This is a genomic window from Flavobacterium chilense (genome assembly GCF_001602525.1).
In the GTDB taxonomy this organism is placed as follows: Bacteria; Bacteroidota; Bacteroidia; order Flavobacteriales; family Flavobacteriaceae; genus Flavobacterium; species Flavobacterium chilense.
The window spans coordinates 51301-65640 of the sequence record NZ_LSYT01000008.1; the positions used below are offsets into that span (position 1 = coordinate 51301).

Sequence of the window (14340 nt, forward strand, 5' to 3'; positions counted from 1 at the left end):
AATGTTTAAACAAATGTATTAAAATTTTTACTAAAACTGTTGCCCAATAATAAAGTGAATTTCTTTACCGTGTGCTTTAGTTTCTCCTGGCTGAGGATCGAAACCGTAACCCCAGTCAATACCTAATAATCCAAATGCCGGCATGAAAACACGTAAACCAACACCAGCAGAACGATTTAAATCAAACGGGTTGTAATCTTTAAAGGTTGGATATGAAGATCCGGCCTCTAAGAATGCCAATGCATAAATCGATGCAGATGCTTTTAATGTAATTGGATAACGTAACTCCATAGAGAACTTGTTGTAAATAGTTGCTCCAATTTGTTGTCCACTTGCATTTACAGGTGTTAACGAGTTGTTTTCGTAACCTCTTAACTGAATTGTTTCTCTACCATCCATAGAGTAATTCGCCATTCCGTCTCCTCCTAAATAGAAACGTTCAAACGGTACTACACCTCTAGACTGATCGTATGCTCCAAGGAAACCAAACTCAGTTAATGTTCTAAGAACTAATTTTCCATATAGTTTAGTATACCAGTCTGCTTTAAATTTTACTTTATAGTATTCTAACCAGTTATATTTCTTTTGATCTACTTTCCCCTGATCAGTGTCTGCGCTTGCATAATCAGATCCAACACTCACCATACCAGATGTTCCGTTTATGGTTTCTGTTTTTACATAATCACCCGTGTTAAGCGGTTTACCATCTATACCAGATGTAGGTGTTCCTGTGTATTGAGACTTATATTCTTTTTGATTTTGTAAATCACCATAATTAATCCCATTAAATAATGAATAAGGAGGAGTAACTTTTGCTGAGATACTAAAGTCAGAACCATACGTTGGGAAGATTGGGTTAACCCCTTTATTACTTCTTGAAAGTCCAATAGTATATGCTAAGTTTCTTGACGCTCCGTTACCAAAAGTAAATAATCCTGTATAATAATTATTTAAATCATAATGCTGGTAACTTAAAGATTGAGATAAAACAAAATAATCATCAGGTACAGTAAGTCTTTTTGCTAAACCAACTTGTAAAGTCAGGATGTTGAAACTTTTGCTCTTGTCTACTGTTCTTGTAACATAATTGTTTAAGAACTGTTTACTATACGATATAGAGGAACTAAATTGTACTGGTTTTTTTCCTCCAAACCACGGCTCTGAGAATGATAAACTATAGGTTTGGAAATAGGTACTTCCTTGTAAACGAAGTGCTACCTTTTGTCCGTCTCCCATTGGTAATGGTTTGTAAGATTCTTTATTGAAAAGATTTCTTGCAGAGAAGTTGTTAAACGAAAGACCTAAAGTTCCAATGAAACCTCCACCGCCATAACCTCCCTGAAGTTCGACCTGGCTTGATCCTTTTTCTACAACATGGTACTCAATATCTACAGTTCCTGCTCCTGCATCAACATTTTTGAATTTTGGATCGATTGCTTCAGGATCGAAGAATCCTAATTGACCAATTTCACGAATAGTTCTTACCAACTGCTCTTTACTGTATTTTTCTCCTGGTTTAGTTCTAAGCTCGCGATAAATAACATGATCGTTTGTTTTATCGTTTCCTACAACAGATATTTTGTTGAAATAAGCGATAGGTCCCTCAGTAACTCTAATTTCGAAGTCGATAGTATCGTTTACGGTTTTTACCTCTACAGCATTGATGTTAGAAAATAAATAACCATTGTTTTGGTATAAGTTTGTAATATCTTCTGCGTCAGGTTTGGATTTATCTGCAATTCGTTTTTCTAGTAAAACCCCATTATAAGTTTCTCCTTTTTTGATTCCCAGATAACGATTTAAAAGTTGATCAGAATAAACAGTATTTCCTAAGAACTTAATATTTCCGAAGTAATATTTGTTTCCTTCTTCCATTTTAATCTTGATCGCAAGCATATTCTTGTCTTTGTTGTACTTAACAGAGTCATAAATAATACGTGCATCACGATACCCTTTTTCTTTATAGGCAGCAACGACTTTTTCTAAGTCGGTTTTGTATTTTTCAGGGATAAATTTAGATGATTTTAAGATACGTAATACATTTTTTTGTTTGGTATCTTTCATTGCAGCTCTTAATTGATTTCCGGTAAGTTGCTTGTTACCAATGAAATCGATACTGCTAATTTTTACTTTGTCTCCTTTGTCTATCCGAACAAGCATATTTACCTGATGTCCGTTAATAGTATCTGGAGTATTTGTGATGGTAACTTTTGTGTTATAGAAACCTTCTTTTTTGTATTTATTTTCGATATAATTTTTAGTTGTCGTAATTAAGTTTTCGTTGACAATTTTATTCTTGGTCAAATTGTTGTCCTTAATTAATCCTTCTACTTTACTTTTCTTAATACCAACAAACTTTACCTCATTTAATTTAGGTAGTTCGACAATGTCTAAATCCAGGTATATACTGTCGTTTTCGACTTTATTTACATAAAATGCAATTTCATCGAATAAACCAAGTTTACCTAATTTTTTGATAGCGCCACTAATCTCTTCACCGGGAACAGTTATTTCCTGTCCTTTTTGAAGACCGGAAAAAGTAACAACAGTTTGTTCATTGAAGCTTATTTTACCAACAACAGAAACTTTAGCAAGAATATATTTTTTTCCCTGATCAAAAGGAACTCTTTCTTGTGCTTTTATTTGTGAAAAACTACCCAAAAGAAGAAGGGTAAAGACTATTTGTATTCTTTTTTGTAACACTAAAAAATTATTTAATTTGTTCACTGGTTTTTCCAAATCTACGTTCTCTTTTTTGATAACTAATAATAGCCTCATATAAATCTTGATCTTTAAAGTCTGGCCACAAGACATTAGTAAAATATAATTCTGCATAGGCTATTTGCCACAACAAAAAATTACTTATTCTATGTTCTCCACTTGTTCGTATTAATAAATCTACGTCAGGTAAATTTTGCGTGTAAAGATGCTCATTTATAATTGAATCGTCAATACTGTCTATTGAAATTATATTATTTTTAACTTTATCACTGATGATTTTTACGGCATTTACCAATTCTTCTCTTGATCCGTAACTTAAAGCAAGAGTTAAGGTTAATCGCGTATTGTTTTTTGTCTTTTCGATTACATCTAAAAGCTCTTTTTGAGCTGATTTTGGTAATTTCTCAAGATTTCCAATTGCATTAAGTCTGATATTGTTTTCTTGTAAGGTAACAAGTTCTTTTTTTAATGAATTGATCAAAATTTTCATTAATGCTTCGACCTCTAATTTCGGACGATTCCAGTTTTCTGTTGAAAAAGCATACAGGGTTAGATACTCAATGCCAAGTTTAGCACAGGTTGTTATTGTTTTTTTTACAGATTTTGTTCCGTTTTCGTGACCAAATGCCCTTAAAAAACCTTGTTGTTTTGCCCAACGACCGTTTCCGTCCATAATAATGGCCAGATGTTTGGGTAAGTTTGTTTGATCTATAGAGTCTATTAAATTCATGTTATTATTCTGCGCAATAGCAAGGTTTTTGTCCAAAGGTATATGTTAATGTGATACCGGAAAAGACATACCAATCATTATTATTTAAATTTCCAAACTTGAATATGTTTGTGTTTTTTGTGTTGGGGTTACTTGAGTCGATATCATCTGTAAAAGTGTATCGGGCTCCAACTTCTGCACCTATAACAAAATGCGGTGTTACATTTGATTTTATACCTAATATAATAGGTATACCAAACGAATTTGAGTTTTTTGAATACGTTACATTTGGGGAAGTCTTGTAACGATACAGCTGATCATAAAGAAAGAAGTTTAATCCTGAATATATATAAGGAGTAACTTTAGTATGATAATCGTGCAGATTGAAGTCGAAAAAATTGAATTCCAGTCCGGCAGAAAGTTCTTTTACTCTGTTTTCGAAACTATAACCTCTCTGGTTTCTTCCTGTTTCTTTTGAATCAAGATCATTGCCTGTTATGGTCGATTGTGTGTAGGAGAAACGATATGCATGTCTTGGACTTTTATTCCATTTATACAAAACTCCAAATGCTAATTTTTCCGGCGAGATATAAGTGGTGTTTCCTACATCACCTACAAAGTTGCTTCCACCAAGAAAAACACCAATCTCATTGATTTGAGCATTTAGTGTGATAAAGGGGAAAAAACATAACAATAAATTAAAAATTTTCTTCATTTAATTCAAAATTGCGTGCAAATATAATAATTATCAATACGAATCAACGTTCCTTTAGTTAAATGTGCTTTTTTTTCAATTTACATTATGATTTTGAGACATTTAATAATGATTCGCTACATGCAGAACGGGAAAAAGTGCTATTATCGTATAGTGGTGACTTAGAAAAGAGCTTAATTTCTCTTGTCTTCTCCCCAAAGCAATTTGTTTCTTAGTGTTTTTAAGAAAGTTTCGCCCGGAATTTCAACCATTTTTATTTTATAGTCTGTTTTTTTGATCTTTAGAACTGATTCATTTTTTACAGAAGAAATTCTTGAATCAAGTGCAACCAGATATTGATCTTCTCTGCCTGAAACACGTAATGTAATTTCGGTATCATCAGGAATAACAAGTGGTCTGGCAGTTAAATTATGTGGGGCAATAGGGGTAATAACTAAACTTTTAACATCGGGAGTTAATATAGGTCCGCCACAACTTAATGAATAACCCGTAGAACCTGTTGGCGTAGAAATGATTAAGCCGTCTGCCCAATAAGAATTTAAATATTCATTGTTCAGGTAAGTTTCGACAGTAATCATCGAAGTAGTGTCTTTTCTGCTTACTGTTACTTCGTTCATTGCAAAATTAAGTTCTTCAAATGCTTCATTTTTAGGTTCACAGCTTAATCCTAATAAAGTTCTTTCTGAAGAAGTGTAGTTTTGATCAATTACATATTGCAATAAAATGTCGATGTTTTCTTTTTGAACTTTGGCAAGAAAACCCAATCGGCCGGCATTTATACCTAAAAGCGGTAAGCCTGAGTTGCGTACTAATGCTGCAGCTCTTAGCATTGTTCCGTCTCCTCCAATACTAATCAGCATTTCGAAGCTATCGTCTAAAATAGTACTCGATGAAAAAGTTTTATATTCTTTTTTAACGAGCTGTTTTTCGTAAAGCATTTCCAGAAAATTTTCTTCAATTACCATTTCTACATTATTGGAATTGAAAAACGTGAAAATGTCTTTTATTATAGGCTCGGTACTGTTTTGATAATATTGTCCGTAAATGGCTATTTTCATTTTATTTAAATTAGATAATTTGTCAATGTGTCAATTAGATAATTTGCAAATATGAAAATTACCTAATAAACTAATTTTCTCATTGCCGCATTAAAAAATTATATATTAAGGTACTTGTCTAAGTAATCTGAACGTTCTTTCAGGCTGTTTATGTAGGCATCTTCCTGATGTTCTGATATAATTTCGTAATTATATCGTCTAAACGTCTGGATGATTTCGTTCATAGGACCAACACCAATTTTTACCGTAATCTGAACGTTTTCTAAATCTGCTTCAGAAATAAAACACCCCAGAATTTTACCATTATTGCTTTCTACAATTTGGGTAACCTGTCCCATAGAATAATCCAGTAGACCTTTTTGAACAATAATGATTCCGCCTTGTTCTTTTAAAAATGGAGTTTCCTGAAAAAATTTCATGATATCTTCCATTTCATAATAGCCTATATAGGTATTATTTTCGTCAAGAACCGGAATTACATTCGTATGATTTTTAGCAAAGACTTCGAGAACATCCAGCCATATCATAGATTTTCTGGCAAAAAAGCGTTCCAGTGTATATTTGTAATCAATTGCTTTTTTGTCAGTGTCAAAAGTTTCAACATCGTCAGAAGCAATACTTCCAATGAAAATCCCGTTTTCCAGAACCGGAAAATGCGAAAAATTCAAATCAGCAAAAAAGTCCTGAACCGATGCTATCGTTTCCTGACTATCAATCGCTCTGAAATCATTGGTGATATAGTTTGTAATTTCTGTCATAAATCAATTGAGGATATTTCAGTGCAAAATAATCAAAAAATAGCAAAAACTGCTACGTTTTACTTTGTATTTTTGTCGTAACAAATATAGTGTTACTAGAATTAATTATCTATTTATATGACAAAGTTAAGTGTAAATATCAATAAAATTGCAACCCTGCGCAATGCTCGTGGCGGAAATGTTCCTGATTTATTAAAAGTAGCTGCCGATATTCAGCGTTTTGGAGGTCAGGGAATCACCATTCATCCTCGTCCGGATGAGCGCCATATTCGTTATCAGGATGCACGTGATTTAAAAGCAATTGTTACTACAGAATATAATATTGAAGGAAATCCGCAGCATAATTTTATCGATTTGGTTTTAGAGTGCAAACCAGATCAGGTTACATTGGTTCCGGATGCCATTGGCGCTATTACATCTTCTGCGGGCTGGGACACCATAAAAAATCAGGAATATTTAACCGAAGTTATTCGGGAGTTTCAGCGTAACGGAATCCGAACTTCTATTTTTGTTGATCCTGTTTTAGATATCATCGAAGGAGCAAAAAAAACAGGAACCGACAGAATTGAATTGTATACTGAGGCTTTTGCACATCAATATGATTTAGGGAATAAAAACGGAATTGATCCTTATGTAAAAGCTGCAGAATTGGCAAACGAATTAGGCTTAGGAATTAATGCAGGACACGATTTGAGTCTGGATAATATTCAATTCTTTAAACAAAACATTCCGGGATTATTAGAAGTTTCAATTGGGCATGCACTAATTTCAGAAGCAATTTATCTTGGTTTGGATAATGTGGTGAATATGTATTTAAATAAATTGAAGTAAGATTAAAATTAAAACAATTATAACCTGATGTAATTGGGTTATAATTGTTTATTTTCGCACTTTTCTTATTAAAATTACGTGTCGAAATTAACTATTATCTTCTTTTTATTCTGTTTCTCTAACATTTTTGCGCAATCAAATATAAAGATAGCCGGAAATGTAAAGTCTTCTGAGAACCAAAATCTTGCTGGTGCAAATGTCTTTTTGCAAATAAACAAGAAACAGTTTCATGCTGTTACAGATACTTTAGGGAATTTTTCAGAAAATATTACTTCTGGCGATGTCACCATTAAAGTTAATCACGTAGATTTTGCATCAAAAACGATTTATTGTAAGGTTATAAATGATACCCTGATTTCTATTGTTTTAGAAAAAGATATTTCGCTCTTAAAAGAAGTAATCATTTCTAATGACAAAAAAAACGCAATTAAAACATTATCCGGAGGAAAACTTTCTTTTAATCTTAAAGAGTTAAACTCAGTTCCAACACTTTTGGGGACTACAGATATTATAAAACTTTTGCAATTGACACCAGGAGTGCAGAATTCCGGAGATGCAAATGGTTATTTATATGTTCGTGGTGGTGATCCTGGCCATAATGCTATCTTGTATAATGAAACGCCAATTTATGGAATGTCACATTTGCTTGGGATTTTTCCTTTTTACAATACAGATCATATTAAGGATGTAGAATTTGATAAATCAAGTTCAAATCCTAAATACGGCGGGCGATTAAGTTCGACGACACTTTTAAGTACGAATAAAAAAATACCACAAGAATTCTCTATTATGGGAAATGCAGGTATTTTAGCTTCGCAAATGACCTTGGCAGTTCCTCTTAATGATAAAACAGGATTCTATGTTTCGGGACGAAAAACCTATATTGATGAAGTTGTTGGGCCAATATTAAAATCAGGTTCCAGGAATGATGTTCAGGATATGAAATATGGTTTTTCTGATGCGAATCTTACCTTTTTGTCCCAAATTTCGAAAAACAATTTATTCTCGTTAAATGCTTTCTTCAGCGGTGATGCATTAAAAATAAAAGATGAAAATCTGGCTTTGAAAACAAATTTGAAATGGAATAATTTCACTATTGCACCATCTTTAGTTACCTTAATTTCTCCTAAAATCAGCATGTCGAATTCACTATATTTTAGTCAATACTCGAATGAGCTGAATATGGAGCAGGCAACAATTCAATTTAGAGTTTCTTCCTATGTAAGAGATTTTGGTTTTACAAATGCAGTAAAATTCTCAATTAAAAACGTTCCATTTGAATCAGGATTGCAATATGTTTATCACAATTTACAGCCGCAAAAGGTTAATGTAGAAAACCTGACTACTGTTGATAATTATTCACAAAAAACGATGAAAGCTAATGAAGCAGCAATTTTTGTAAGTGCTAGTCCTAAATTGTTTGAAAATGTAACTGCTAATTTGGGGCTTCGAATTAATTATTATAAGTCCGGAGCTGATTCGTATTTACATTTTCAGCCTCGTGCTGTAGTGAATTATTTTGCAAATGAGAAATATTCATTTTATGCTTCTTATAACAGGCAATATCAATATTTAAGTTTAATTACAACTTCAAGTGTTGGTATACCAACTGACTTTTGGATTGCCAGTTCTGACGGAATAAAACCGCAATTGTCAGATGAATTTTCTATTGGTTCAGATCAAAAGATTACCAGAAATTTTTCTTCTTCTTTTGGTGGATTTTATCGTTCGATGAAAAATTTACTTGAATATCCATACGGAATCACTCAGTTTAATGAAACTACAACCTTAAAAAATGATTTATATGCTGGAAAAGGAAAAGCATACGGATTTGAAATGATGCTGAAAAAAAGTAACGGAAAATTTACAGGCTGGCTGAGTTATACTTTAAGCTGGGCTGATCGAAATTTTGATGAATTAAATAACGGAAAAACTTATTTTGCAAAATACGACAGACGTCACAATTTATCTGTAGTTGGAATGTATGATTTAAATTCAAAATGGAATTTTGGAGTAACTCAAATATTTGGTTCCGGAAACCGGTTTACAATGCCAACATCCTGGTACTTTATAAATAACAATCCGGTCAAAGAATATTCAGGATATAATAATGCACAAATGCCAAATTATATTAGAACCGATCTTTCGGCAAATTACTACTTTATAAAAACTTCAAAAAAAGAAAGTGCTTTGAACTTTTCTGTTTATAATGCATTCAATATTTCAAATCCTATTTATGTGGTTTTAGATGTTAAGGTAAACGAAAACAAAGACAAAGTAGTAGTGACTCAGCAAAAGAAAGTGCTGTATCGAATTCTTCCTTCTGTTAGCTGGAGATTTAAATTTTAAGAAAAATGAAAAAATATCTGCTGTATCTTTTTAGTTTATTTGTCATTAGTTGCTCTAATGACAATTTTAGCGAACAAAAAAGTCTTGAATCTAAAATAGTAGTTGAGGGCTGGATTGAAGAAGGTGATTTTGCTAATGTTCTGTTATCGAGTAGTATTCCGGTTACAGATGTTATTGATTCTACAAATGTTTTAAATCATGTGATCAGATCTGCAAAAATTACAATTTCTGATGGTCAGAATTCGGAAGTTTTAAGAGTAAAAAATGATAAAAACAGAGTGCCGCCTTTTGTGTATTTTGGATCAACTCTAAAGGGAGAAGCAGGAAAAGAATATAAACTTAAAGTTGAATACTTAGATCGCGTAATTGGAGCCGTGACCTCGATTCCTAAATCAGTCCAATTAAAAAGTGCCGAATATATAAAGAAAAATGCAGCAGATACAACGGGATATGTTTTTGTTAAATTTGATGACCCGGTAAATGAAAAAAACTACTACCAGATTGCGACAAAAATTGAGGGAGAAGAACCAATTTTTGTTCCTTCGTTTTATGGTAATTTAGATGATAAAAATTTCGAAAGTTCTTCTGTTTCTGTACAGATCAATAGAGGTGTTTTATTATTCCCTAAAACAAAATTTAAACCTTATTTTACTGATGGAAATTTGATTCATGTAAAGTTGCGGACTCAAAACAAAGATGCATTAGACTTTTGGAACAGTTGGCAAAATGAAATTGTAAACAGTAAAAACCCTATCTATCCATCAAATACAAGTTTGAAATCGAATATAAAAGGCGGAATAGGTATTTGGGCGGGCTATGGACAAAGCACCTTAACTGTTAAAACGCCTCCTAAAAGAGAAAAGCCGATTTGAAATACTTCAAATCGGCTTTAAGTTGTATTTTAAAAGCTATTATTTGTTAAAAGCTTTAATAAAGTCTTCGAATTTATCTTGGAACTTTTCAAATCCTTTAGAGAAATAAGCGCTCATTTCAACTTCAGTGTTGTCATTGAATTTTAAGTAGTATACTTCGTTGTAATATACTCTTGTAAATACTTCCCCTTTATCGTCATACCATGCCCAATATTTGTTGTTTGCATCCCAGATTGGTAAGTTAAATACATCCCAACTTGAAGATTCTTCTTTTTCTGAATGTTCAACAATTTCAGCAATTTTGGTACCATCTTTTTTAGAGACTAAAGTAAGTTTAAAGTTTTTATTGAAATTAGATACTTCCCCTTCACTGTATTTTTTGTTGTAAGCATTTGCAGCTGTATAGTAGGCTTTGTAATCGCTTTTAGGGTCAGAGTAGCTAGGGTAATTAGGATAAACTAAGCTTTTTTCTAACGTAACTTCATCTGCTGCAGAAGTAGCTAAATCCATATTTGCAACAATTACAAAATTATCCATTAATTTAAACAATCCATTTGCTTTTCCTCTGTATTGGATAAGTTCTTTATTATCTAATAACTTGTCAATTTCAGCATTACTTCCGCCATTAAAATCGATTAAAGTTTTTCCGTTATAAGTAAGAGCTGCTTTTGCACTGTTGTCTGTAGCTTTTAGACTGCTCATTTCCCAGGTATATCCATCATTTAATGTTAATTTAAATGCAGATTCAGTAGGGATTTCTTTTCCGTTAGAATATTTTGCAGTTTGAGTAAATGTTGCTGCCTGTGCATTGTCAATTGTTAAAACTGCATCTGATGAAGTTGGAAGAAAAATCCAGTCATTTACATCTACAGTTTGGTTGCCATTATATGCATAGCTATCATGGTACTTAACTTTTATGTCAGAAGAAACGCTTTTTGATGAAAAAACAGCATTATTTGCTGTCTGAGATTTTTTAGCTGGAAAAACAAATTTTAATTCCGTAGTTGAAGCTGTTTTAACCCAGGTGCTATTTGCGTTGTTCCAGGTATATATACCATAAACACCAGAAATATTTAAAATATCCTCTACCTGATTATCATTTTTACCATTAAAAATATCAATTTGACTAACGTTTAACAATCGGGATAAATTTTCTAATGCTTCAATTGCGCCAGAACTTTTAGTCTTATCCAATTGAACAAGCATTTCATTAGCCTCGGCTTCTAATTTAGTTTTTTGCTGGGCAGGAGTAAGACTTGAATAAGGTTGTTTTAGTAAAGCGGCAATTTGTTCTTCAATAGTTTGTTCTGTTTCTGGTTTGTCATTGCTGTCATCACTAGAACATGAAACCATAAGTTGTGAAGCAACCAATGATAGCAAAATGAATTTTTTAATCATGATTTGTGTTTAAATTAAATGAAATTGTTGTTTTATTTTGGGGCGCAAGGTAGTTTTATAAAGTTTTTAAACATTACGGGAAACCGTAAAAATGTAAACTTTTTTCTGTTAAACTTTTTTAGGAAAAGATTTTGACAGAACATATTCTCTTACAGATTAATAGATAAGTTTTTTTAAATTTGCGATACAATTTTAAAAAAGAAAACGAGAATGTTATACTCAAAAATAGAAGGCGAAGGAAAACCATTTATCATCATGCATGGATTTTTGGGGATGTCTGACAACTGGAAAACATTAGCAGGGCAGTATGTAGAAGCCGGATTTCAGGTTCATATTTTAGATTTGCGCAATCACGGCCGCAGTTTTCATTCAGACAAATGGAGTTATGAAGCGATGGTACAAGACGTTTTCGAATATTGCCAAGCCAATCAATTAAGCAAAATAGATATTTTAGGACATTCAATGGGCGGAAAAGTAGCAATGCTTTTTGCAACTACACATCCTGAAATTGTAGATAAACTGATTGTAGCAGATATTGGGCCGAGATTTTACAAACAACATCATCAGGATATTTTAGCAGGTTTAAATGCAGTAGATTTTTCGGTAAAACCAAGTCGAAATGATGTTGAAGCTGTCGTTGCACAATATGTTCCTGATTTTGGAACACGTCAGTTTCTGTTGAAAAACCTATATTGGAAAGAACCGGGACAATTGGCTTTTAGATTTAATCTCGAAGTTTTCAATAATAATCTCGATGCCATTGGAAAAGCTTTGCCTGATGGTTTGGTTTTCGAAAAAGAAACCTTATTTATTAGAGGAGGCGCATCAGGTTATATTGCAGATGCAGATTTTGATGAAATACGTCAGCATTTTCCAAAAGCTAAGTTCGAAACCATTCCAAATGCAGGACATTGGCTTCATGCCGAAAACCCTAAAATGTTTTTTGAAATCACAACAGAGTTCCTGAAAGAATAATTTTTTTGAAGTAAATTTTATTACTTTTATTAAAACTTTAAATCAAAAAATATGAAACTATTACTTAGACTCCTTGTTACTGCTGCCTTGGTGTTGTTAATTGCTAACTTTTTGCCGGGGGTACATGTTGCAAGTTTTGGTACAGCAATAATTGTAGCAATTGTTTTAGGATTATTGAATCTGTTTATAAAACCAATATTAGTTATCCTAACGCTACCGGTTACGTTTATTACGCTAGGTTTGTTTTTACTGGTTATTAATGCAGTCATTATTTTGTTGTGTACTAATATTGTGGGAGGTTTTGCAGTCGATTCCTTCTGGACCGCATTGTTCTTTAGTATTATATTGTCTATTCTTCAGTCTGTTACTTACAGGATACTGGGAGACGATAAATAAAATAAATATAGAAAACGTGTTTAAAACATCTTCAAATACAATAAATTAAAAACTTGGTTGGGTTGCAAAAATTTTATAATTTTGCAACCCAATTTTATTATGTAAATTAAAGAAGAAGATGGATATCAAAAGAGTAGCAATAGACGCTGTGAATGAAACAATTGTAATGACAGTTGTTCACATGGATTATAAAGGTCAGGTAGCAAAAAGAATCAACGAAAAAATGCCTTTGGCGCAAGTAAAAGGATTTAGAAAAGGACAAGTTCCTAAAGATCTTGTTGAAAAACAATACGGAAAAAGCGTAAAACAAGAAGAGGTTAAAAAAGTAGTTGATTTGGCTTTGGAGCGTTATATTCAGTCTGAAAGATTAAATCTTTTAGGAACTCCACTTCCAAAAGTAAACGAAGATTTTAACTGGGATGCTGAAGAACTTACTTTCGAATACGAAATTGGTTTAGTACCAAACTTCGAAATTGATTTAGAAGCAAAAAACAATATCGTAAAATATATTGTTACTGCTGATGATAAATTAATCGACGGACAAGTAGAGCGTATCCAAAAACAATTCGGAAAAGCAATTCCTCAGGATAAAGTTGAAGCTGATTCAGATTTAACCGGAACTTTCTCAAACGAAGAAAAAGGAATCAATAATACGACTACAATCTCTGTTTCTACATTCAACAAAAAAGCAGGGGATAAATTCATCGGTAAAAAAGTAGGTGATGTAGTTACAGTAAGCACAAAAGGTTTATTCGAAGATGATCACCAATTAATGGATTACCTAAAAGTATCTCATGATGATGTTCATGGTTTAGATATCGAAGTAAACTTTACAATCAGCGCCATCAATGGAGCTGAATTAGCTGAATTAAACCAGGAGTTATTCGATAAACTTTTTGGTGAAGGAAAAGTAGCTTCTCTTGAAGATTTAAAATCTAAAATCAAAGAAGATGCTGAGGCTCAATTCGCGCAACAAGCAGATCAAAAATTATTATTAGATGTTCAGGATTTCCTAATCGAAAATACAAAATTTGATTTACCGGCTGAATTCCTTAAAAAATGGTTGCAAACTGTTGGAGAGAAAAAACTTTCTGCAGAAGAAGCTGAAGTTGAATACGCAAGATCTGAAAAAGGTTTACGTTTTCAATTGATCGAAGGAAAAGCTATGGCTCAAAGTAATATTCAAATTAACTTTGAAGATTTGAAAACTTTCACTTCAAAAGCGATCAAACAACAAATGGCTCAATTTGGACAAACAAACCCAACTGATGAAGAAGTTCAGGGAATTGTGGCTAGAGTTTTGTCTAACCAGGAAGAAGTGAAAAGACTTTCTGAGCAAGTTGTAGCAGAGAAATTGTTAGAGTTGTTCAAAGAAAAAGCAAATCCAACAACTAAAGAAGTAACTTACGAAGAATTTATTGCTGCATCTTACGGAGAATAAATTTTAGTCTGAAAGTCGAAAGTTGTAAAGTCAAAAGTTAAGAAGCAGACTTCATTAACTTGATTTTAAAAATTAAGATTTTATTACAGAAACTGAAAGATAAAAATAATTATATTT

The 14340-nt window shown here is 32.5% G+C and carries 12 protein-coding genes; 6 read left to right on the plus strand and 6 right to left on the minus strand.

Annotation, left to right across the window (positions count from 1 at the left end; all coding sequences use genetic code 11):
* Positions 1-30 precede the first annotated feature (30 nt).
* The 5 genes from A4F88_RS18025 to A4F88_RS18045 all read right to left on the minus strand — a co-directional run bounded on the left by A4F88_RS18025 (position 31) and on the right by A4F88_RS18045 (position 5961).
* Positions 31-2778, minus strand: coding sequence for a BamA/OMP85 family outer membrane protein (locus A4F88_RS18025; RefSeq protein WP_068844125.1), 2748 nt, complete (start codon positions 2776-2778; stop codon positions 31-33).
* A complete protein-coding gene (locus tag A4F88_RS18030; RefSeq protein WP_068844126.1) occupies positions 2711-3451 on the minus strand; it encodes an undecaprenyl pyrophosphate synthase in 741 nt (246 codons plus the stop codon). The genes A4F88_RS18025 and A4F88_RS18030 overlap by 68 nt, the downstream gene beginning before the upstream one ends.
* Positions 3452-3455: 4 nt before the next feature.
* Positions 3456-4145 carry a type IX secretion system protein PorG gene (gene porG / locus A4F88_RS18035; RefSeq protein WP_068844127.1) on the minus strand — a complete coding sequence of 230 codons (690 nt, stop codon included), beginning with the start codon at positions 4143-4145 and terminating at the stop codon, positions 3456-3458.
* A 173-nt stretch (positions 4146-4318) separates the two neighbouring features.
* The gene (locus A4F88_RS18040; protein WP_068844128.1) at positions 4319-5203 is read right to left on the minus strand and encodes an NAD kinase; all 885 of its coding nucleotides are present in this window, start codon (positions 5201-5203) and stop codon (positions 4319-4321) included.
* Positions 5204-5301: 98 nt separating this feature from the next.
* On the minus strand, positions 5302-5961 hold the full coding sequence (locus A4F88_RS18045; RefSeq protein WP_068844129.1) for a CBS domain-containing protein: 660 nt from the start codon (positions 5959-5961) through the stop codon (positions 5302-5304).
* Positions 5962-6078: 117 nt separating this feature from the next.
* Here A4F88_RS18045 and A4F88_RS18050 point away from each other — a divergent pair, with 117 nt between their 5' ends.
* From A4F88_RS18050 to A4F88_RS18060, 3 genes are all read left to right on the plus strand, one after another.
* Positions 6079-6792, plus strand: coding sequence for a pyridoxine 5'-phosphate synthase (locus A4F88_RS18050; RefSeq protein WP_068844130.1), 714 nt, complete (start codon positions 6079-6081; stop codon positions 6790-6792).
* 78 nt (positions 6793-6870) lie between these two features.
* Positions 6871-9141 carry a TonB-dependent receptor gene (locus A4F88_RS18055; protein ID WP_068844131.1) on the plus strand — a complete coding sequence of 757 codons (2271 nt, stop codon included), beginning with the start codon at positions 6871-6873 and terminating at the stop codon, positions 9139-9141.
* A gap of 5 nt (positions 9142-9146) precedes the next feature.
* Positions 9147-10013 (plus strand): DUF4249 domain-containing protein, encoded by an 867-nt coding sequence (locus tag A4F88_RS18060; RefSeq protein ID WP_068844132.1) that lies wholly within the window; start codon positions 9147-9149, stop codon positions 10011-10013.
* 39 nt (positions 10014-10052) lie between these two features.
* On the opposite strand, the gene A4F88_RS18065 is transcribed toward A4F88_RS18060, so the two are convergent.
* Positions 10053-11411 (minus strand): hypothetical protein, encoded by a 1359-nt coding sequence (locus tag A4F88_RS18065; protein WP_068844133.1) that lies wholly within the window; start codon positions 11409-11411, stop codon positions 10053-10055.
* A gap of 210 nt (positions 11412-11621) precedes the next feature.
* On the opposite strand from A4F88_RS18065, the gene A4F88_RS18070 reads away from it, so the two are divergent.
* The 3 genes from A4F88_RS18070 (at position 11622) to A4F88_RS18080 (ending at position 14223) form a co-directional block, all read left to right on the plus strand.
* The gene (locus A4F88_RS18070; protein ID WP_068844134.1) at positions 11622-12386 is read left to right on the plus strand and encodes an alpha/beta fold hydrolase; all 765 of its coding nucleotides are present in this window, start codon (positions 11622-11624) and stop codon (positions 12384-12386) included.
* Positions 12387-12437: 51 nt separating this feature from the next.
* A complete protein-coding gene (locus tag A4F88_RS18075) occupies positions 12438-12782 on the plus strand; it encodes a phage holin family protein (protein ID WP_068844135.1) in 345 nt (114 codons plus the stop codon).
* A 118-nt stretch (positions 12783-12900) separates the two neighbouring features.
* Complete coding sequence (locus A4F88_RS18080) at positions 12901-14223, plus strand: trigger factor (protein WP_068844136.1); 1323 nt, start codon at positions 12901-12903, stop codon at positions 14221-14223.
* Positions 14224-14340 lie beyond the last annotated feature (117 nt).

Bases quoted from the DNA above. Each gene is read 5' to 3' on its own strand.
- A4F88_RS18025 (WP_068844125.1), bottom strand. From the start codon at position 2,778: ATGAGGCTATTATTAGTTATCAAAAAAGAGAACGTAGATTTGGAAAAA.
- A4F88_RS18030 (WP_068844126.1), bottom strand. From the start codon at position 3,451: ATGAATTTAATAGACTCTATAGATCAAACAAACTTACCCAAACATCTG.
- porG (WP_068844127.1), bottom strand. From the start codon at position 4,145: ATGAAGAAAATTTTTAATTTATTGTTATGTTTTTTCCCCTTTATCACA.
- A4F88_RS18040 (WP_068844128.1), bottom strand. From the start codon at position 5,203: ATGAAAATAGCCATTTACGGACAATATTATCAAAACAGTACCGAGCCT.
- A4F88_RS18045 (WP_068844129.1), bottom strand. From the start codon at position 5,961: ATGACAGAAATTACAAACTATATCACCAATGATTTCAGAGCGATTGAT.
- A4F88_RS18050 (WP_068844130.1), top strand. From the start codon at position 6,079: ATGACAAAGTTAAGTGTAAATATCAATAAAATTGCAACCCTGCGCAAT.
- A4F88_RS18060 (WP_068844132.1), top strand. From the start codon at position 9,147: ATGAAAAAATATCTGCTGTATCTTTTTAGTTTATTTGTCATTAGTTGC.
- A4F88_RS18065 (WP_068844133.1), bottom strand. From the start codon at position 11,411: ATGATTAAAAAATTCATTTTGCTATCATTGGTTGCTTCACAACTTATG.
- A4F88_RS18070 (WP_068844134.1), top strand. From the start codon at position 11,622: ATGTTATACTCAAAAATAGAAGGCGAAGGAAAACCATTTATCATCATG.
- A4F88_RS18075 (WP_068844135.1), top strand. From the start codon at position 12,438: ATGAAACTATTACTTAGACTCCTTGTTACTGCTGCCTTGGTGTTGTTA.
- A4F88_RS18080 (WP_068844136.1), top strand. From the start codon at position 12,901: ATGGATATCAAAAGAGTAGCAATAGACGCTGTGAATGAAACAATTGTA.